18 protein-coding genes and 2 pseudogenes are annotated in these 19,559 nt (G+C 71.8%); 16 read left to right on the top strand and 4 right to left on the bottom strand.

Features of this window, described 5'->3' with window-relative positions; genetic code table 11:
- The 5 genes and pseudogenes from JF597_RS08490 to JF597_RS08470 all read left to right on the top strand — a co-directional run.
- A pseudogene (locus JF597_RS08490) lies at positions 1–421 on the top strand (type I glutamate--ammonia ligase); the annotation flags it as partial.
- Positions 422–523: 102 nt separating this feature from the next.
- Positions 524–781 (top strand): hypothetical protein, encoded by a 258-nt coding sequence (locus tag JF597_RS08485; RefSeq protein ID WP_293991226.1) that lies wholly within the window; start codon positions 524–526, stop codon positions 779–781.
- 104 nt (positions 782–885) lie between these two features.
- The gene (locus JF597_RS08480; protein WP_293991224.1) at positions 886–2,295 is read left to right on the top strand and encodes a HEAT repeat domain-containing protein; all 1,410 of its coding nucleotides are present in this window, start codon (positions 886–888) and stop codon (positions 2,293–2,295) included.
- A gap of 98 nt (positions 2,296–2,393) precedes the next feature.
- Entirely contained in the window at positions 2,394–3,314 is a 921-nt protein-coding gene (gene htpX / locus JF597_RS08475) for a zinc metalloprotease HtpX (protein ID WP_293991221.1), read from the top strand.
- 2 nt (positions 3,315–3,316) lie between these two features.
- Entirely contained in the window at positions 3,317–3,901 is a 585-nt protein-coding gene (locus JF597_RS08470) for a hypothetical protein (protein WP_293991245.1), read from the top strand.
- 21 nt (positions 3,902–3,922) lie between these two features.
- Here JF597_RS08470 and JF597_RS08465 read toward each other — a convergent pair whose 3' ends face one another.
- Positions 3,923–4,207, bottom strand: coding sequence for a hypothetical protein (locus JF597_RS08465; protein ID WP_293991219.1), 285 nt, complete (start codon positions 4,205–4,207; stop codon positions 3,923–3,925).
- Positions 4,208–4,446: 239 nt separating this feature from the next.
- Here JF597_RS08465 and JF597_RS08460 point away from each other — a divergent pair, with 239 nt between their 5' ends.
- Positions 4,447–5,181 carry an alpha/beta hydrolase gene (locus JF597_RS08460; RefSeq protein ID WP_293991216.1) on the top strand — a complete coding sequence of 245 codons (735 nt, stop codon included), beginning with the start codon at positions 4,447–4,449 and terminating at the stop codon, positions 5,179–5,181.
- Positions 5,182–5,197: 16 nt separating this feature from the next.
- Here the strand turns inward: JF597_RS08460 and JF597_RS08455 are convergent.
- A pseudogene (locus tag JF597_RS08455) lies at positions 5,198–5,976 on the bottom strand (DUF2252 family protein).
- A gap of 150 nt (positions 5,977–6,126) precedes the next feature.
- On the opposite strand from JF597_RS08455, the gene JF597_RS08450 reads away from it, so the two are divergent.
- Positions 6,127–7,311 carry a winged helix DNA-binding domain-containing protein gene (locus JF597_RS08450; RefSeq protein ID WP_293991214.1) on the top strand — a complete coding sequence of 395 codons (1,185 nt, stop codon included), beginning with the start codon at positions 6,127–6,129 and terminating at the stop codon, positions 7,309–7,311.
- 291 nt (positions 7,312–7,602) lie between these two features.
- On the opposite strand, the gene JF597_RS08445 is transcribed toward JF597_RS08450, so the two are convergent.
- Positions 7,603–7,923 (bottom strand): hypothetical protein, encoded by a 321-nt coding sequence (locus JF597_RS08445; RefSeq protein WP_293991212.1) that lies wholly within the window; start codon positions 7,921–7,923, stop codon positions 7,603–7,605.
- A gap of 229 nt (positions 7,924–8,152) precedes the next feature.
- Here JF597_RS08445 and JF597_RS08440 point away from each other — a divergent pair, with 229 nt between their 5' ends.
- From JF597_RS08440 to JF597_RS08405, 8 genes are all read left to right on the top strand, one after another.
- Positions 8,153–8,521, top strand: a complete 369-nt coding sequence (locus JF597_RS08440; RefSeq protein ID WP_293991209.1) for an arsenate reductase family protein — start codon at positions 8,153–8,155, stop codon at positions 8,519–8,521.
- 117 nt (positions 8,522–8,638) lie between these two features.
- Positions 8,639–9,352: a hypothetical protein gene (locus JF597_RS08435; RefSeq protein ID WP_293991207.1), complete on the top strand. Its 714-nt coding sequence runs from the start codon at positions 8,639–8,641 to the stop codon at positions 9,350–9,352.
- Between the two features lie 175 nt (positions 9,353–9,527).
- On the top strand, positions 9,528–10,748 hold the full coding sequence (locus tag JF597_RS08430; RefSeq protein WP_293991205.1) for a transposase: 1,221 nt from the start codon (positions 9,528–9,530) through the stop codon (positions 10,746–10,748).
- A 201-nt stretch (positions 10,749–10,949) separates the two neighbouring features.
- Positions 10,950–11,981 carry a glutamine synthetase gene (gene glnII / locus JF597_RS08425; RefSeq protein ID WP_293991202.1) on the top strand — a complete coding sequence of 344 codons (1,032 nt, stop codon included), beginning with the start codon at positions 10,950–10,952 and terminating at the stop codon, positions 11,979–11,981.
- Positions 11,982–12,358: 377 nt separating this feature from the next.
- Positions 12,359–12,946: a winged helix-turn-helix domain-containing protein gene (locus JF597_RS08420; protein WP_293991200.1), complete on the top strand. Its 588-nt coding sequence runs from the start codon at positions 12,359–12,361 to the stop codon at positions 12,944–12,946.
- 353 nt (positions 12,947–13,299) lie between these two features.
- Entirely contained in the window at positions 13,300–14,580 is a 1,281-nt protein-coding gene (locus JF597_RS08415; protein ID WP_293991198.1) for a histidine kinase, read from the top strand.
- The gene (locus tag JF597_RS08410; protein WP_293991195.1) at positions 14,565–15,215 is read left to right on the top strand and encodes a response regulator transcription factor; all 651 of its coding nucleotides are present in this window, start codon (positions 14,565–14,567) and stop codon (positions 15,213–15,215) included. The genes JF597_RS08415 and JF597_RS08410 overlap by 16 nt, the downstream gene beginning before the upstream one ends.
- A gap of 173 nt (positions 15,216–15,388) precedes the next feature.
- Positions 15,389–16,939, top strand: a complete 1,551-nt coding sequence (locus JF597_RS08405; RefSeq protein WP_293991193.1) for a DUF1996 domain-containing protein — start codon at positions 15,389–15,391, stop codon at positions 16,937–16,939.
- Positions 16,940–17,036: 97 nt separating this feature from the next.
- Here the strand turns inward: JF597_RS08405 and JF597_RS08400 are convergent, their stop codons facing one another.
- Positions 17,037–17,444: a hypothetical protein gene (locus JF597_RS08400; protein ID WP_293991191.1), complete on the bottom strand. Its 408-nt coding sequence runs from the start codon at positions 17,442–17,444 to the stop codon at positions 17,037–17,039.
- A gap of 163 nt (positions 17,445–17,607) precedes the next feature.
- On the opposite strand from JF597_RS08400, the gene JF597_RS08395 reads away from it, so the two are divergent.
- On the top strand, positions 17,608–19,533 hold the full coding sequence (locus JF597_RS08395; protein ID WP_293991189.1) for a hypothetical protein: 1,926 nt from the start codon (positions 17,608–17,610) through the stop codon (positions 19,531–19,533).
- Positions 19,534–19,559: the final 26 nt, after the last annotated feature.

Genomic DNA, 19,559 nt, shown 5'->3' with positions numbered 1-19,559 from the left:
CGTGGTGTACTCGCAGCGCAACCGCTCCGCCGCGATGCGTATCCCGATCACGGGTTCGAACCCGAAGGCCAAGCGCGTCGAGTTCCGTGCGCCCGACTCCTCCGGCAACCCGTACCTGGCCTTCTCGGCCCTGCTCCTCGCGGGTCTGGACGGCATCAAGAACAAGATCGAGCCGGCCGAGCCGATCGACAAGGACCTCTACGAGCTGGCTCCCGAGGAGCACGCCAACGTCGCCCAGGTCCCGACCTCCCTCCCGGCCGTCCTCGACTCCCTGGAGCGCGACCACGAGTTCCTGCTCGCCGGTGACGTCTTCACGCCCGACCTGATCGAGACGTGGATCGACTTCAAGCGCACCAACGAGATCGCCCCGCTGCAGCTGCGTCCGCACCCGCACGAGTTCGAGCTGTACTTCGACGTGTGATCGACGCCTCCCCGGCGGCCGGCGCCCCCGTTCCTGTTTCTCAGGGCGGGGGCGCCGTCGTATCGTGCGTCGGTACGCATGTTCGATACGGGGGGAATCAGGGTGTCCCAACAGGAAGACGAGGACCGGGAGTTCGACCTGCGCTGGGCCGACCAGGCCGAGCACAAGGAACCGTCCGCACGGGCGCGCATGCTGGCCGCCCGATGGCGCGAGAACCCACCGGACCCGGTACCGTTCCGGCCGGATCCCGGTCCGGCCGGACCGCGACGGTCGTCTTGGGTGTCGACGGCGGTGGTGCTGGGGTGCGTGGCGGCGGTGATCCTGCTGCTGGGGTACATACAGACGCGGGCGCCGTACTAGGGATCCGGCCCGTCGGCCTGTCGCCGGCCTCGGGTAATCGGCGCGACCGGCGCCCACTTGTCCGCCTACCATCGCCCGGACGGCAGGCAGAACGGGGTACGGGCATGCGCGGGGAATTCGAGGACGGCGAAGCGGTGGCGCTGCGGATCGCCGAGGGGGCCGCGCCCTGCGACGTGATCGAGGGCAGCGATCCGGGTGGGTGGCTCGCCCTGGACGCCGGTGCGCGGTCCTGGCCGCTGCGTGACGCGCTGCCGAGCCGAGCCGAGTTCGACGGCGAGCACCGCAACGCGCTCACCGAGTCGCGGGCCGCGTTGGCACTCTGTCATCGGGACGGCCGGATCAGGGAGGCGGCGCTGGAGACGGCGGTGCGGTTTCCCTCGCTGCTGCCGCTGGTCGTCATCCGCTGTGCGGACTGGGTCGCACCGGTGCGGGAGCGGGCCCGGCATCTGCTGCGCGAGACCCTCGAGGTGGACGCCGCCGTCTCACTCACGCCTCTGATCCTGCTCGTCGGCCGGCGCGGGCGCGGCGCCTTCGGCGTCGAGGTGCTCGGCGACGTCCTGCGGGGAGCGTCTCACGAGCAGCTCGGGCGGCTGCGCGCCGACGGCGACCGTATCGTCCGACGCTTCGCCCACCGCCTGGCCGTGGCGGAAGGGAAGCTGTCCGCCGCCGAGCTGGCACGGGCCGCCGCCCGGGACTCCGACCCCGCCGTCCAGACCCTCTGCGCGGAGGCCGCGGTGGCCCTCGTGCCGGAGGGCACAGCCGCCGACGACGTGCTCGGGCCGCTGCTGGCCGCGCGCGGGCCACGCGTCCGTGCGATCGGTGTGACCGCGCTGCGGCGGGCCGGGCGGCCGGAGCGGGCGGCGGACTTTCTCGCCGACCGGTCCGGCGTCGTACGCGCCTGCGCGCGGTACGTGCTGCGGCGGTACGGCACCGATCCGCTGCCCTGGTACCGGCACCGGGTCGCCGGCACCGTCGACCCGGCGTTGCCGCCCGGCGCGGTCATGGGGCTCGCCGAGTGCGGAGAGCGAGCGGACGCCGGGTTGCTGGCGCGCCTGCTGGCGCACCCCTCCCCCGGCGTACGGGCGGGTGCGGTGGCAGGTTTGCGGACCTTCGACGTCACGGACGTTCCACGGTTTCGGGAACTGCTCGACGACCCGGCTCCGAGCGTCGTCCGGGAGGCGACCGTGAACCTGCTGCCGTCCGCCGGGTCGCTGGACGCCGGATGGCTCATGGACCGGCTGGGGCCCGGCCGGGCGCGGCATGCGCGGGTCGCCGCGTTCCGGTTGCTGGACGCGCGGGGCGGCCTCGTGCGGCTGCGGGCCGCGGTCGCGTTGCTCGACGATCCGGACGTGAAACTGCGGGGCTGGGCCGAGCGGTCCGTCCGGCAGTGGCACCCGACGCCGGACGTGCCGCTCGGGTCCGAGGAGGCGGCGGCGCTGCTGGACCGGGGACGGCATCTGCTCCCCGAGTGGGTGCTGGCCAGGCATCAGCGCGAGGCCGGAGTGCCGGGCTGAGCCTTTGCCGCTACTAGGGCCGTTCGGAACCTCCCCTTGGCCCCCCGCAGGTGCACACTGGACAGCGGGACGAGTGCCTGACTGCGGGGTGATGCAAGATGCAGAGCCGCTTCCGGAGCGACCGGCGGCTGACCGTGCGGATGACGGTCACGCTGTTCCTGCTCGGGTTGTTGTACGTCGGCTTCGTTGCCGCGTTGATCGTGTTGCTGAAGTCGTGGCTGCTGGTCGTCGTGCTGGTGGGTGCGATGTTCGTGGCGCAGTTCTGGTTCTCCGACCGGATCGCGATGTTCGCCATGCGCGGGCGGGTCGTGGAGCGGGAGGAGTATCCGGAGCTGCATGCCGTGGTGGACCGGCTGTGCGCGATCGCGGACATGCCGAAGCCGGTCGTCGCCGTGTCCGAGATGGACATGCCGAACGCGTTCGCGACCGGGCGCAACCCCGATCACGCCGTGGTGTGCGTGACGACGGGACTGCTGCGGCGGCTGCAGCCCGCCGAGCTGGAGGGTGTGCTCGCGCACGAGCTGTCGCACGTGGCGCACAAGGACGTCGCCGTGATCACGGTCGCCTCCTTCCTGGGCGTGATCGCGGGACTCATCGTGCGGTTCGCGTTCTACTCGCAGCTCCTCGGCGGGGGCCGGCGGGACCAGAACACCGCCGCCGTGTTCGCCGTGGTCATCGGGGTCTCCGCGGCCGTCTACGCGATCAGCTTCCTGCTGATCAGGGCGCTGTCCCGGTACCGGGAGCTGGCCGCCGACCGGGCCGCCGCGCACCTCACCGGACGGCCCTCCGCGCTGGCGTCCGCGCTCACCAAGGTCTCCGGTGACATCGCCCGGATCCCGACCAAGGACCTGCGCACGGCCCAGGCCTTCAACGCGTTCTACTTCACCCCGGCGACCGGCAAGGAGCCCGGCATCGAGCGCTTCTTCTCCACCCACCCGCCCCTGGAGCAGCGGCTTGAGCAGCTGGGGCGGATCTCCGCGGAGCTGGGTGAGGCGGCGACGCCCGGAAAGGCCGGGTGAGCATGGGGTTCCTGGACATCCTGCTGGGCCGTACGAAGCCGGTCGCGCCCGATCTCGACCAGTTGTTCGCGCTGCCGTCGGCGGCGGTGACGCTGGAGGCGGCGGCCGGGTTCAGGCCCACCGGCGCGGGCGCGGTGTGCTTCGCCACCGTGGAGGGCGCGGCCTTCGAGCAGACCCACCGGGAGGTCCAGGCGCTCCTCGACGCGGACTCGGACCGCGGCGGGGTTCCGGTGGAGCTGCACCAGGACGACTACGGGTACTCCTGGCTGGTCTCGCAGCGGCCCCCGGACCAGCTTCCGCAGCTGGTCAACGACCTGCACGCGGTGAACAGCTCGATGGAGGTCAACGGCTTCGGCCCGCAGCTCCTCTGCTCCCTGGCCGCCTTCGAGGACGGGCGCGGGCGCAGGCTCGCGCTCGTCTACCTCTACAAGCGGGGTACTTTCTACCCCTTCGCGCCCCTGCCCGGCTCCGCCCAGCGGCGGGACAGCGCGCTGGAGTTGCAGGTGAAGGCGGCGCTCGCGGGCGACCTGCGGATCGAGCAGGACCTCAGCCGCTGGTTCCCGGTCTGGGGCGCCCCCGGCCTCTGACCGGACGAGAGCACCCGCGGCCTACTTCCCCTTCTCCTTCTGCTGGCGCCGGAACTCCAGGGGGCGCTCGCGGCGGTAGCGGCGCTCCCACTTGGCCTGCTGGTCGCGGCGGTCGCGGTACGTCTTGTAGTCGCCGGCCATGCCCCCTCCCCCGCCGGACGAACCGCCCGACGAGGAGGCCGACGACGAGCCGCGCCCGTACTGCACGTACAGGAAGAGCAGGGCGACGGCGGCGAGCCACCAGTTGTGGTTGCCGAATCCGAGGATGACCAGGACGACGGTTCCGGATAGGACGATGGTGCCCATGACGGGCCTCCGAGGCGTGGTTGGGTGAGCGGTCGACGGATCCGACGGCACGCGGGGGACGGGCGGCCGTCCGTCGGTGCGCGGCAGTGTAGTCCCGAGTCCCCGAGGCTCGGCCGGACCTCCGGAAAGCGGTGGTGGACCACTCCGCAACGCGTCTCCAGAGTAAAGAGCCGGTCACCGGGCGTGCATCCCGTTTTCGTGCGTGCACCCGCGGACGCACCCGTGGGTGAATGTGCGGCATGGACCAACTCACCTGCTTCACCCACGAGTACGACGGCGAACGGCTCCGCGGGGTCCGTGCTCCGGCCGCGCACGGCCCGGACGGCACGGGCAGACCGGTCGCCGTCCTCCTGCACGGCGCGGGCAACGGCAGCGAACGGCGACTGCGCCCGCTGCTCGCCGAGTTCGCCGCCCACGGCTGCCCCGCGCTGGCCTTCGACTTCTCGGGGCACGGCGAAAGTACGGGCGTGCTAGGGGAGTTGAGCCTGCGCCGCCGCTTCGAGCAGGCGACGGCGGTGATCGACGCCCAGGTGAGGCCGGAGAGCCCGCTGATCCTGGTGGGCTTCAGCATGAGCGGCCAGACGGTCGCGGATCTCGTACGGCACTACGGCGACCGGGCCTCGGCGATCGGCCTCTGCTCCCCCGCGGTCTACACCCCGCAGGCCTGGGACGTCCCCTTCGGCGACGGCACCGGCCGCTTCACCGAGCTCATCCGCACCCCGGACGCCTGGCGCACCTCACCCGCCCTGGAGGTGCTGCGCTGCTACGCGGGCCGGGCCGTACTCGCCGTGCCGGGCACCGACGCGGTGATCCCGCCGCAGGTCACGGCGGCCCTCCAGAACGCCCTGCGCACCCGGTCCCGGTACACCCGCTTCGAACTCCCGGACGCGGAGCACCGGCTGGGCCTCTGGTTCCGTGACCACCCGGACGACCGGCGGGAGTTCGTCGCACTGCTGCTGAAGCACCACGGCTGACCGGGAGGGGCCGGGCTCAGACCCCCGGCGCCGCCGTCAGGATGCCCGCGACGACGGCCGCGCCGAAGCCTGCGTGATCGGTTGCGGTCCGGTCGGCGTAGGCGAGGGCGAAGTCCGTGAACGCGTGGTCGAAGGTGCCGGTGCCGCCCAGGTGGGCGGCGATGGCGATGCGGTCGCCGGACCGGGCGTGGGCGCGGGCCAGGGCCGTCAGGCTGTCGCCGTCGACCCGCTCGTACCAGACGGCGAGCTCCCCGAGCATCGCCGGCCACCGCATGGCGGTCCGGTACGCGGCCACGGCCGCCCGGGCCGAGGCGCGGGCCTGCGCGTCGCTGTGCCCGTTCTCGCGGGCGGCGACGGCGACGGAGGCGGCGAGCCGTTTGACGTCCCATTCGAAGGGCCGGGGAACGTCTCGTCGAAGTCGTTGAGGTCGAAGACCTGGCTCCGTTCCGGGGACGCGTACAACCCGAAGTTCAGCAGGTGCGCGTCGCCGCAGAGCTGCACGGTGAGCCCGGTGTGCGGCCGGGCGGCGAGGTCGGCGGCCTCCCCCACTCTCGGCTTCGCTCGAGCGGGAGGTGCCCCCATCGGCGGCCGCGCCGCGCAGGAAGGCGAACGGCGAGGCGGCCATCCGCCCGTACCGGATGGGCAGCAGCTCGGGCAGCCGGTCGCGGCCTGCCGCTCCAGTACGGCGACGGGGTCGGGGCGGTCGACGGCGGGCAGCCAGAAGGCGTGCGCCGAGCGGGGGGCCCGTTTGCGTGCCGCCTTGCCGCTGGCGGCGCGGTCGGCGGGTGTGGTCATACGGCGCTCCCCTCGGTCGACTGCTCCCTCCTTGACCTGCTGATCGCAGTGAAAGGGAGGAGCGGGGGCGCGCGCGTGCCGGGTCCGCCGAACAGGTGATTGTCAGTAGCGTCGGGCAGGATGCGCTCAGGAGTCCATGGGGAGGTCGGCATGAGCGGCGGGCGGCGGCACATCGGGGTGGCGGAGCGGCGTGCCCGGCTGGCGTTGCGCCACCGGCTGACGGGCCCTGCGCGGGCGACGACGCCGGAGGAGGTCGCCGAGGCGCTGGTGGCGCTGCACGGCTCGGATCCGGCGACGGTGCACCTGGCGGTGGGGGCGCGGCTGGCCGAGGCGGCGAAGACGGTGCCGGAGACGGAGCGGGCCCTGTACGAGGACCGCACCCTGGTGCGGATGCACGGCATGCGGCACACGGTGTTCGTCTTTCCCGCGGAACTCACGGCGGTCGTCCACGCCTCGACGGGCCTGACGGTGGCCGCCCGCGAACGCGCCGCCCTGCTGAAGGACATGGCGCGGGCCGGTGCCCCGGACGCGGCCTGGCTCGCGGAGGTCGAGTCCTCGACGCTGGCCGAGCTGGCCCGGCTCGGCCAGGCGACGGCGACGGAGCTGGCCGCCGCCGAACCACGCCTGCGTGAGCAGTTCGCGTACGCCGCGGGCAAGAGCTACGAGGGCATCCACACCGTCTCGACGCGTCTGCTGAGGGTCCTGGGCGTGGAGGGCAAGGTGGTGCGGGGCCGCCCGCTGGGCTCCTGGACATCGAGCCAGTTCCGCTGGGCACCGGCGCCGGACCATCCCGAGCTGGACCCGGCACAGGCCCAGGCGGTCCTGCTGGACCGCTGGCTGCACGCCTGCGGCCCGGCCACGGAAGCGGACCTCAAGTGGTGGACGGGGTGGCGGGTGACCGAGGTACGCCGGGCGCTGGCCGCGATCGGAGCCGAGCCGGTGACCCTGGACGAGGACGACACGGGGTACGTGACGGCCGGCGATCTGCCGGCGGTCACCGGGTCGTCCCGTCCCTGGGCGGCCCTGCTCCCCGCTCTCGACCCGACGGCCATGGCATGGCAGCGGCGGGACTGGTACCTGCCGCCGGAGCTGCGGCCGCTCCTCTTCGACAGAAGCGGCAACGTGGGGCCGACGGTGTGGTGGAACGGGCTGGTGGTGGGCGGCTGGGCGCAGCGCCGGGACGGTGAGATCGTCTGGCGGATCCCCGATCCGGGCATCCGGCGAGAGGCGGAGCAGGCGGTCGCGGCGGAGGCGGAACGGCTGCGCGGCTGGGTGGCAACCGCGAAGGTGACCCCACGGTTCCGCACACCCCTGGAACGGGAGCTCAGCGGGTGAGCGGGGCGGAGGGGTGGGGGCCCGGGAGGGGTGGGGACGCTTACCGGCGCTGGCAGGGTGCCGCTGCGCCCACCCTCCCCCATCGCCAGCGGCACGACTGCCCGCAGCTGTGTGGCTGACGCGACTGCAGCGCCCCGTAAGGGACGCGGGGAACTGCGCGACCAGCCCCCGCCGGCCCGCAGCCGGACCACAGGGGCCGCACCCCCGATACGGGGGCCTGGGGGGCGGCAGCCCCCAGTCGGTCAAGCGCCGGGCGCCGCGCAAGAACACACGGCACCCGGCACCACCGGCTCACCGCGAATATCGCATCAGCGCCCGCACCATGTGGCACGTCGTGTCCGACGGCGGGTGGATCCCGATGCTCTCCGCCGTGCTCCGTATCGTCTCGTTGCGCGCCTGCCCCGGCAGGTAGACGCCGGAGTCGAGCAGGGCGATGGCGAGGCGCATGGCCTTCAGGCGGCGGTTGTGGGTGACGTACCACTCGCGTGGCCGCCCCGCCGGCAGCGGACGCTTCTCCGCCGGCGCGTACGGCGAGTCGAGCAGCACCGCACGCTTCGCGGTGGACTGGGTCGGCAGGGACTTCGGCTTCGGCTTCAGTGCGGCAGCGGGCACAGGCATCCTCCTGTCGCGGTCGGAGCGCCTCCGGACATCCCGGCGACCCTCTCGAACACTGCTCCCAGTGTACCGGCCGGCACTGACAACGAGACAGCCCGCGGAGGCACCGAACAGCCAGGTGGAGAAGGGTTTTTCGGGTGGGACGCAAGGTACGCGAGAAGCCCTCACGACACCCCCAGAAAATCGAACAGGCACCCTCGGAAGACGGCTCGCGTACCGTTCCCGCATGGAGATCTGGATCAACCCCGCCTGCTCGAAGTGCCGCAGCGCGATCGGCCTGCTCGACGCCGAGGGGGCCGACTACACCGTCCGCCGCTACCTGGAGGACGTACCGAGCGAGGACGAGATCAGAGCCGTGCTGGAACGGCTCGGGCTCGAACCGTGGGACATCACTCGCACCCAGGAGGCGGTCGCCAAGGAGCTGGGACTGAAGGAGTGGGCACGGGACGCGGGCGCGCGCGACCGGTGGATCACCGCCCTCGCCGAGCACCCCAAGCTCATCCAGCGGCCCATCATCACCGCCGACGACGGCACGGCGGTCGTCGCCCGGACGGACGAGGCCGTACAGGAAGCGTTGGCCAGAGGCAAGAGCTGAACAGCCCTCAACTCAATTGTGACGCAGGTCACTTCAGCCCCTCCGGTGACCGCTGAGTAACGACGTTCGGTATCTCGTACCTATCGGCGTACGTTCCCCCCCTTTCAGGAGGCGCGCATGTCGCGTAGGAGAACTCTCGGCGCCAAGAAGACGATCGCCCTGCTGGTCGGCGCCGCGGCCGTGGCCGGCGGCGGGGCCTTCGTCCTGGCGTCCACCTCGAACGCCGCGCAGTCCTCGCAGAGCGCGAAGACACTGTCGTCGGCCGCGGACTCGACCGTCTGCTCGGGACTGGCCACGGCCCTCGGCAACAACCAGAAGTTCATCGCCGGGCAGCAGGCGAACCCGGACGCCCAGTCGGCGGCCCGGATCGCCAACCGCCAGGCGGTCATCGAGCAGATCAAGGTCCAGCAGAAGGCGTCCGGTTGCGTCGTTGGGGAGTCGGCTCAGGGCTCCCAGGCGGCGAACGGGACGCAGACGGGCCAGACCGGGCAGACCGGCCAGACCGCCACGGCGGCGCCGTCGCAGAGCGCCGCCACCGGCAACACCGGTAACACGGGCAGCAACGGGGGCGCCGCCGCCTCCGGGCAGCAGGTCTGCAAGGGCTCGACCGTCACGCTCTCCGGCGAGGCCGGCGCACCGGCCGCCTCCAGCAACCAGTTCCCGGCGGGAACCATGCTGAAGGTCACCAACCTGGACAACAACAAGTCCACGACGGTGAAGGTCACCTCGGTCTCCGGCAGCTGCGTGCTGCTCAACGACGCGGCATTCGAACAGGTCCGGGAACCCGGCAAGTTCCTGATCCGCCGCGCCGTGATCGAGAAGTCCGGCTGACCCGAAGAACACGCTGAGGCACGGTCGCCGGCTTTCACGGAGGGAAAGCCGGCGACCGCCCCGAAGCAGCTTCGCACGGCGCCCGAAATGGGCACCGTGCCCTGGGCGGTCACCCGTTCGGGTAGGTCTGCCGGGATCCGGAGCGAGAACCGAATCATGACGCCACAGTGGCATCATGACGACATCAAGGGAAGCCGACGCGGCCGGGCACGCCCGGTACACGTACCGGCTTCGCGTGTCGTCGACCGCCCGTACGGCACTGCTGGCGGAATGGGACCGTTGCCGGTGGATCTGGAACGAATGCGTCGCCAAGTCCAAGGCAACCCACCTGCACAACAAGGCCACGGACGAGGTGCGGACCTGCGGTCCGGCGCAGCTCGACAAGATGCTGACAGAAGCGCGAAGGCACACGCCGTGGCTGCGCCAAGGTAGTTCGGTTCCTCAGCAGCAGCTGATCCGGGACTTCGGCAAGTCCCGCGCCAAGGCACAGAAGGACATCCGGGAACGCCTGCCTCAGCGGCAGCGGGCCGGGATGCCGAAATGGAAGAAGAAGCACAGAGCCGGATCGACGCTGAACTACACGCGGCGCGGGTTCCGGCTGGCGGACGGCCGCCTGCACCTGGCGGGCGGGATCGTACTGACGGTGGTGTGGTCGCGGGACCTGCCCGCCCAGCCCTCCTCGGTACGCGTGTACCAGGACAACGTTGGCCACTGGTACTGCTCTTTCGTGGTTCCCGCCGAGGTACGGCCGCTACCGGAAACCGGTGCCGTGCTGGGTGTCGACTGGGGTGTGAAGGAAACCGCAACCACCACCTCGGACACACATGATCTGCCACACACCGAGCACGGGAAAAAGGCGCAATCCAGGTTGACCCGGTACGACCGGATGATGGCCCGCCGCAGACCGAAGAAGGGACAGGCCGCCTCCAAGGGCTACCGCGAGGCGAAGAAGTGGCGGGCGAAGACCTACGCGAAGATCGCCCGGCAGCGGCAGGACACCGGCCGGAAGTGGGCCAAGAAGGCCGTGACCGACCACGACGCCATCGCCGTCGAGGACTTCAAGCCGAAGTTCCTCGCCAGGTCCTCGATGGCACGTAAGGCAGCGGACGCCGCGATCGGCGCCACGAAGAACGCCCTGATCGAGATGGGGCGCAAGCACGGGCGGGACATCCGCCTCGTGTGTCCCGCGCACACCACCATGGACTGCGCCCGGTGCGGAGCGAGAACCAAGCACGCACTACCGCTGTCCGAACGCACCTACACCTGCATCGCATGCGGAGCCATCTCCCCCAGAGACAAGAACTCCGCCCGCGTGATGCTCGTCCGGGCAGGTCTGAACCCGGCTGGTACCGAGGGCGTAAGACCCCCGGGAGCGCCGCTCCCCGAGGCAGCCTGAGCCAGGAATCCCCTGCCCGCGGGCAGGGGGGCAGCCAAAACGTGAGTCGCACCACAGAACCACCAGGTAACACCGGGTTCACATTCGAGCAATGATCGGGAAATCGCCTGTTGACAGGCTGCCGGGCAACACCGAGGCGCCCCAGTGCCGTAGCGCCGCTGCACCCGCAAGTGCGCCCGACCACCCCGAAGGATGTGGCCCGTGACCTTCAAGGCTGAGTACATCTGGATCGACGGCACCGAGCCGACGGCCAAGCTGCGTTCGAAGACGAAGATCATCGCGGGCGCCCCGGCCGGTCTCGACGCGCTGCCGATCTGGGGCTTCGACGGGTCCTCCACGAACCAGGCCGAGGGGCACTCCTCGGACCGTGTGCTGAAGCCGGTCTTCACCTGCCCGGACCCGATCCGCGGCGGCGACGACGTCCTCGTCCTGTGCGAGGTCCTGGACATCGACTTCACTCCGCACTCCTCCAACACCCGCGCCGCGCTGGTCGAGGTCGCCGAGAAGTTCGCCGCACAGGAGCCGATCTTCGGCATCGAGCAGGAGTACACCTTCTTCGACGGCTCCCGCCCGCTGGGCTTCCCCGAGGGCGGCTTCCCGGCCCCCCAGGGCGGCTACTACTGCGGCGTCGGCGCCGACGAGATCTTCGGCCGCGAGATCGTCGAGGCCCACCTGGACAACTGCCTGAAGGCGGGTCTCGCGATCTCCGGCATCAACGCCGAGGTCATGCCGGGCCAGTGGGAGTTCCAGGTCGGCCCGGTCTCCCCGCTGGAGGTCTCCGACCACCTGTGGGTGGCCCGTTGGCTGCTCTACCGCACCGCCGAGGACTTCGGCGTCTCCGCCACCCTCGACCCCAAGCCGGTCAAGGGCGACTGGAACGGCGCCGGCGCGCACACCAACTTCTCCACCAAGGCGATGCGCGAGGGCTACGACGCGATCATCACCGCCTGCGAGTCGCTCGGCGAGGGCTCCAAGCCGCTCGACCACGTCAAGAACTACGGCGCGGGCATCGACGACCGCCTGACGGGCCTGCACGAGACCGCCCCGTGGAACGAGTACTCCTACGGCGTCTCCAACCGCGGTGCCTCGGTGCGTATCCCGTGGCAGGTCGAGAAGGACGGCAAGGGCTACATCGAGGACCGCCGCCCGAACGCCAACGTCGACCCGTACGTCGTGACGCGGCTGATCGTCGACACCTGCTGCACCGCCCTGGACAAGGCCGGCCAGGTCTGATCCGCGGACGACTCTCCCGAAGGGACGCCCACCATGACGGTGGGCGCCCCTTCGGCATGGCGCCGCGTCAAAGAGGCGTCCAAGCAGTGAGAGGAGGGTCCTGTTTCCCGGCTGTGTCTGCTTCAATGGGCACATGGCCAGCTTCCAGAAGTGCAGCGCGACGGGTCGCCAGGACCTCGAGCCGTTCTGGCCTTCCCGTCAGCACCACGACTTCGACCGGGTGTGTTGCCGCGCGACGAACGCGCGGGCCCTCTAAAGCCGTACACCCCGGCCTTCGGCCAGCGCGGAAAGCAGTACGTCCCCGCGGCGCGCCCGACCACGAATCGCGGCCGTCGCCCTCGACCGACTGACTCCTCGCGCGAAAGAGCTGACGTCTCATGGCGACCACTCGTTCTCTCTCCCCCGCCTCCGCCCTCGGCACCTCCTCGCCCGCCCGGCACCGGCTGCGTGCCGTCGACCGGGACGAGATCGTGGACATGACGGAGCTGCTGCCACCGGGCGCCACCTGGCTGCCCGCCCCGCAGCACGCCCTGCCCACCCTGCCGGGCCAGCCGCCGATGATCGGCTACCTGGTGCTGGTCCCGGCGGACCAGCAGCCGCCCTTCCTGCCGGTCGCCGTGCCGGACCCGCAGGAGCCGGCCGCGGGCCCCGCCCCGGCCGCGACCGGCCCGCGGCCGCTCGTCACCGTCGACACGGTGGAGCGCACCGCCCAGGTCGACGGGCGTGAACTCGACCTGACCTACCTGGAGTTCGAACTGCTCGCCCATCTGGTGGCGCATCCGGGCCGGGTGCACACCCGCGACCAGCTGGTCACCACGGTCTGGGGCTACGGCCACGTCGGCGACGGCCGCACGGTCGACGTCCACGTCGCCCGGCTGCGCCGCAAGCTCGGCGCGGAGCACCGCCGGGCGATCCAGACGGTCCGCCGGGTGGGATACAAGTACACCCCGCCCACCGGCCGCTGACGGACGGCGTACGGGCCGCCGAGGGCCGCTCCGCCCTCGGCTGAACCCCCCTTGCGTCCGGCGTCCCCCGGGGCACGATCGACGGCATGAGGCTTCTGGTGCTGGCCGGCCGGTGGGGGTGACGGTGGCCGACACGTGGGGGTGACTCCCGGAGAGGGGCGGCGAGGCACCGGTGCGGGCGGGTATCGGGCTCGACCCCGATGTCGAAGCGGGGGTGCTCGGCGTGCCGCGGACCGGGTCGTGATCAGGCCGCGGGCCGGTGGGGGTTGGTCGCGGGGTGTATCCAGCACCACCCCCTGACACGGGGTTTCGGGCCAGTGACCCCCGGTCGGCCGGTCGGACAGACTGACGGCATGACGACGAACACGAACAGCGGGGGCTTCCGTGCCAGGGCGCGGGAGGTGTTGCTCGCCGCCGTGCGGGGGCTGGTGCTGGCGCTCGTGATTCTGCCGGTGTCGGTGCTCTGCTTCGCGCTGACCGCGGTTTCGGTCGCGCTGATCCCGATCGGGGTCGGGATCGTCACCACGCCGTGGATCCTGGGCGGGGTGCGGGACGTGGCGGACGTGCGGCGGCGGCTCGCGTACGAGTGGTGCGGGGTGCGGATCCGGTCGGCGTACCGGCCGCTCCCGGCGGACGCCAACCCATGGGCCAGGACGTTCGGGATGCTGCGCGACCCGCAGGTCGGGCGGGACGTGCTGTGGCTGTTCACGGACATGACGGCCGGATTCGCGACCGCGCTGCTGCCGGCGGTGCTGCTGCTCTATCCGTTCGAGGGGTTCGCGGTGGCCGCCGGGCTGTGGCGGGTGCTCACCCTCGACGGCACCTACTGGTACGGCTTCGTGCCCGTCACCGACCAGGCCACCGCGTTCGGCGCCGCGGCCACCGCCGCCGTGCTGCTGGTCGGCGCCTGGTACCTGTGCCCGCGGCTGCTGACCGCCCACTTCCGTCTCACCCGTGCCGTCCTCGACCCAGGGCAGGGCGAACTCGTCGAGCGGGTGCGGGTGCTGACCGAGACCCGGAAGGACGCGGTGGACACGTCGGCCGCCGAGCTGCGCAGGATCGAGCGCGACCTGCACGACGGGGCGCAGGCCCGGCTGGTCGCCATGGGCATGGACCTCGGGACGATCGAGATGCTGCTGGACAAGGACCCGGCGAAGGCGAAGCAGCTGCTCGCGCAGACCCGGCAGGCGTCCGTGGAGGCGCTCGGCGAGCTGCGGGACCTGGTCCGGGGCATCCATCCGCCGGTGCTGGCCGAACGCGGGCTCGGGGACGCCGTACGGGCGCTGGCGCTGCGGCTGCCGGTGCCGACCGAGGTGACGGTGGAACTGCCGGGGCGGCCGGACGCGCCGGTGGAGTCGGCCGCGTACTTCGCGGTGAGCGAGGTGCTGACCAACGCGGTCAAGCACTCCGGTGCCGACCGGATCTGGGTCGACCTGCATCACGTGCAGGAAGGCGGCGGGATGCTGCGGGTCTCGGTCACCGACCACGGCCGGGGCGGCGCGGTGGTCGGGGCCGGGTCGGGGCTCGCCGGGGTGGAGCGGCGGCTGGGTACATTCGACGGCGTCCTGGCCGTCAGCAGCCCCGCGGGCGGTCCCACCATGGTCACGATGGAGATCCCGTGCGCGTTGTCCTAGCCGAGGACCTGTTCCTGCTCCGCGACGGGCTGGTCCGGCTGCTGGAGGCCTACGGCTTCGAGATCGCGGCGGCCGTCGAGTCCGGCCCCGAACTCGACCGCGCGCTGGCCGAGTCGGCGCCGGACGTGGCCGTGGTCGACGTACGGCTGCCGCCCACCCACACCGACGAGGGGCTGCAGTGCGCGCTCCGCGCCCGGCGGGAGCGGCCGGGGCTGCCGGTGCTGGTGCTCTCCCAGCACGTGGAGCAGTTGTACGCGCGCGAGTTGCTGGCGGACGGCACCGGCGGGGTGGGGTATCTGCTGAAGGACCGGGTGTTCGACGCGGAGCAGTTCGTGGACGCCGTACGGCGGGTCGCGGCGGGCGGTACGGCCATGGACCCGCAGGTGATCCAGCAGCTGCTGTCCCGGCGCGCCGACGACCGGCCGCTGGGGGGCTTGACACCGCGGGAACTCGAGGTTCTGGAGCTGATGGCGCAGGGCAGGTCGAACGCGGCGATCGCCGCTCAGCTCGTCGTCACGGAACGGGCCATCGCGAAGCACACCTCCAACATCTTCACCAAACTGGGACTAGAGGTGTCGGACGACGACAATCGGCGCGTCCTCGCGGTGCTCGCGTATCTTGACCGCGACCGCTGATTTTCCAGAAACCGCCCTGCTCAAACGGCAGTTGTGCCCCAAGTGCGTAACAAATCTCTGATGAATTTGTGAGGCGGCTGAACACGCCTGAGACGGGGCGCGTATGAAAGGACGCCGCTTCACTCCTGTCGGGCGCCTCGATGCCGCCCCGCAAGGAAGGTCTGAGGAGTTCCATGGGACGCAACATACGCAAACGCCGTTCGCCGCTGACCGTCAAGGTCATAGCCGCATCGGCGGCTGTCGCACTCGGCGGGGGCGGGCTGCTCTATGCGCAGATGAACGCTTCGGCTCACGAGTCGAACAACTCGGCGCAGAACTACACGAAGGCCGCCGCCGCGACGGTGGCGACCATCTCCTGCCCCGACGTCGGCCAGAAGCTGACGAGTGTGCCCGACAAGGCCAAGCAGGGGGTGGCGACGGAACTGGCGAACCTCGACAAGCAGATCACCGAGGCCTACTCCCGGCTCGCCTCCACCCGTCAGGCACAGGCGAACGACGCCAACTTCGTCCAGAACGCGATCGTCGGCCCCCTGAAGGAGAAGCGGGCGGCCACGATCGACCGGATCAGGATCGACATCACGCGGGTCGGCGGCCAGTTCAACAGCGCGCTGTCGCAGCTCGCCGCCTGCACCACGCAGGCCGCCAACCAGACCACCGCCGGCCAGGGCAACAACAACGGCGGCCAGAACAACAACGGTGGTCAGAACAACAACAACGGCGGTCAGAACAACGGCGGCCAGGCCAGCGCAGCTCCGAGCGCCAGCGCCAGCACCCCGGTCGACGTGGGCGCCGGCGGCCAGGCCGGCAACGGCCCGTCCGCGGCCGACTTCGTGGACATCACCAAGGTCGCGGCGAACGTCCAGGGCAAGCCGCAGAACGGCGCCCAGGCCTCGACCGGTACGTTCACCACCCGCTGCGGTACGAACCAGAACAAGAACCACAACACCGACAACGTCATCGTGGCGCCCGGCGTGACCAACGGCGCGCACCACGAGCACGACTACGTCGGCAACCAGAAGGTCAACGCGTTCTCCACGAACGACTCGCTGCTGGCCGCCCCCTCCAGCTGCCAGAACCAGAGTGACCTCTCGGCGTACTACTGGCCGGTCGTGCGTGAGCAGAACGGCCAGCAGGAGTTCGACGCGAACGCGCTCGGCGGTGGCAAGGAAGGCAACGTCGGCAAGATCATCACGCCGGTCAAGGCGCAGATCAAGTACGTCGGCAGCCCGGCCAGCAAGGTCGTCGCGATGCCCCAGTTCCTGCGCATCATCACCGGTGACGCCAAGACCACGACCAACGGTCTGGCCAACGCCAACGCGCACTGGAGCTGCACCGGCTTCGAGAACAAGGTCCAGCTGACCCAGCAGTACCCGATCTGCCCGCAGGGCAGCCAGGTGGTGCGGACGTTCGCCTTCCAGAGCTGCTGGGACGGCGTGAACATCGACAGCGCCAATCACCGTACGCACGTGGCCTTCGCGGACCCCGCGAGCGGTGTCTGCCCGAACGGCTTCAAGGCGATCCCGCAGCTGACCATGCGCCTGGTGTACAACCTGGCCCAGCCGAGCATCGTGAACGGCCAGGTCAAGAACGCCTACGCCGTGGACGGTTTCCCCGAGCAGCTGCACAAGGCGGCCACCGACCACGACGACTTCATCAGCGTCACCAAGAACAACCTGGCGGCCACGATCGCCAACTGCATCAACACCGGCAAGAAGTGCCAGTGAGCAGTAGCTAGCCGGCGGCACCGGGGCCGGTAGCACGGAGCGGGCGGTGGGATTCTCCCACCGCCCGCTCTCGTATGTGCCGTACGGCCCGCGAACCTCAGCTGGTGTGCTTGCTGTGGTCGACGCCGATCTCCTCCTCGCCGCCCAGCGTGGTCTGCAGCGCCTTCACCACCTTGTCGGTGCCGACGGCGACCCACTTGCGGCCGACGAGGTAGAAACCGCCGTAGTCCTTCGCGTCGTTGATCCACTCGCGCTGGCCGCGGTCGGTGGCGAAGGTGGCGAAGACGAACTTGCCGGCGGGGACCTTGCAGATCGCCTGGCGGACCTCGTCGGAGTCGATCTGCATGTCCGGGGTGCACTTCACCTTGGCGGCCAGGCTCTCCAGGCTGCCGGTCGCGGTGACCGGGATCTTCGCCTCCGCCTTGCCGTCTCCGGATCCACAGCCCGCCAGCGCCAGTACGGCCACGGCGCCGGCCACGGCGAGCATCGGTCGGGTCAACCTCATCTGTTCCTCCGGTCGCATCGCCGGCCCCGGGTGCCTTCCGGGAGCCCGTCCCCTTCGATACGGCTGCGGGCCGCGAAGCACTCACATCGGCTCACATCGTGCGGACACCGCAGTGTCACCCGGGTGGCGGTGACCAACCAACGGTTCGCTCGTTCACCAGGACGTGCAGTCACAGGATGTAGCCCAGCGTCACGCAGCCGCCTCCGCCGGAGCCCCGCACCCGGCCGTCGATGTCGAGCAGGCCGAGGCCGCGCTCGTCGAGCACTACCCACGGCTGGTCCGGCTCGCCTACCTGGTGCTGCCCCCGGGGCTCGCCCGCGGCCGCCGCGTCCTGACCGCGCACTCCCTGGTCCAGCGGGCGCTCCCCCGGGGCCGGAAGCAGGTCCCGGTGGTCCCGGCCCAGTCGGACGGGCGGCAGACCGACCCCGGGTACTCCCTCGTCCGCCTCGAAGTGGTGCGTACGGCGCTGGAGGCGGACCGGCCGCTCCGGCTCACCGCGTGGCCCAGGCGCGCCCAGCTGCCGCCGCTGCTCCCCCAGGTGTGGGGCCTGCGGCTCTTCCCGCGCTCCGGCGGCGCCGACGAACTCGCCCTGGACCAGCGGCTCGCCGGCCTCTCCGGCCCGGCCCGCGCCGCCTACGCGCTGCGCGGCCTCGAACAGCTCCCCGACGGCGACGTCCGGGGGCTCCTGCGGGCGGCCGGCGTCGAGCACCCCGAGGGCGCGCTCGCGGAGGCGAACGGCGTCCCGGCCGAGTACCCGCTGCTCGACTCCCCCGAGTTCGACCCCTGTTCCCTGCAGGCCCGGCCCACCGACCTGGTGCGCCGCCGCCGGCACACCAGGGCCGCACTCGCCGCCGCCGCCGCCCTCGCCGTGTGCGGAGCGCTGGTCGCGCTGCCGGGCGGCGGCTGGGGCGCCGACGGCGCGGCCGCCCCGGTGTACGCGCAGAACCCGGCCGCCCAGGCCGCCCTGGACCCGGCCCAGCTCACGAAGATCCCGGCCACCGCCTGGAAGACCGCCGCACGCACCGACTTCTCCGTCTGGCCGGCCCGCGGCACCCTCACCGGCGACACCGCGCTGCTGCGCCGCGCCCTCGCCGTCTGGGCCCGCCCCGGCGGCACCGTCCGCGTCTCGGCGACCCCCGGCACCCAGACCGGCGGCCCGGCCGGACCGCCCCAGCTGCTGTACGCGGGGGTGGTCGACAGCGCCCGGGTGGCCATCTTCTACGACGGGCTGCGCGTCGTCCGCTACGCCGAACCGAAGGACGGCACCCAGGGCGCGGCCCTGGACTTCGCCCGCGCCGACGGCGCGACCGGCGTGGAGGCGAGCGCGCTGGTCCTGGGCCGCTCCGACGGCAACGTGCGCTATCTGACCGCCCCCTGGGTCACCGGGGCGGCCGAGCGGGACCTGACGAAGCCGGAGACCGGGGCGCTGGACCTCGGGCTGACCGGCGGGGTCACCGGGCCGCTGGCCAGCCCCGCGGTGCAGCAGGGGTCCTGCACGTCCTGGAACGTGCTCCAGCTGACCGACGCGCAGGGTGTGCACCTCGCGACCGACCTGGGCGAACTGGTGCCGGCCCGGCTCACCGCCGGACGGCCCGGCGAGACCGGCGAGGCCTCGGGGGCGGCGCTGCGCGACTGGGCACCGTTCGCCTGCTCGCTGGCCGCGGAGCGGTCGGCCGGGGTGCGCAGCGTCAACGCGTGGGCGTTCGCCGAGCAGGAGCTGCCGGACGCCGGCGGCACCGGGTCGTGGGTGTGCACGCGCGCCGAGACCTGGCAGGGCGACGGGACCGTGTCGCTGGCCCAGTTCCGGACGCCGGGCAGCCGGTACGGGGCGGTCGCGGCCAAGGGCGCCGACGTGACGGCCTGCGGTCCGCGCGATCCGCACGTGCTGGCCGGGGTGTTGTGGAAGTCCGGGGACGGGCGGTGGTACCTGTTGGCCGCGGGCAGCCGCGACACCGCCTCGATCCGGGCGACCGGCGGGGTCTCGGCGTCCGCGCAGGGGCAGACCCTGGTGACCGCGGCGAAGCAGGGGGCACAGGCCCAGTTGACGGGGACCCTGGAGGACGGGCGGGAGATCAGTGGGTTGCGGTGAGTTCGGTGCCGCCGTGACGCGCCGTC

The organism is Streptomyces sp. (assembly GCF_019510245.1).
Taxonomy (GTDB): domain Bacteria; phylum Actinomycetota; class Actinomycetes; order Streptomycetales; family Streptomycetaceae; genus Streptomyces.
This window is presented reverse-complemented; position numbering and strand designations above follow the sequence as displayed.